We start from the raw sequence: 225 nt of genomic DNA on the forward strand, positions 1-225 counted from the left end.
CTCTACTACATGTCTGGCCTAACCGAAGGGACAGAGACCATTGCCTGTTTCATTGCCTTTTGTATTTGGCCACAACACTTTGCGGTTATTGCCTATGCCTTTGGGGCGGCGTGTTGGCTGACTACGTTCATGCGAATTTATTTTGGGTTCCAAACTCTTAAGACTCAGCAAGAGAGTTAGCAATCTAACGACAAAAACAAGATGCAAAAACGCCGCTCATATTGA

1 pseudogene is annotated in these 225 nt (G+C 44.9%); it reads left to right on the forward strand.

Features of this window, described 5'->3' with window-relative positions:
• A pseudogene (locus tag BCT81_RS05410) lies at positions 1-180 on the forward strand (CDP-alcohol phosphatidyltransferase family protein); the annotation flags it as partial.
• Between the last annotated feature and the right edge of the window lie 45 nt (positions 181-225).

Origin of the sequence: Vibrio sp. 10N.261.52.A1 (assembly GCF_002876325.1) — a bacterium.
In the GTDB taxonomy this organism is placed as follows: domain Bacteria; phylum Pseudomonadota; class Gammaproteobacteria; order Enterobacterales; family Vibrionaceae; genus Vibrio; species Vibrio chagasii.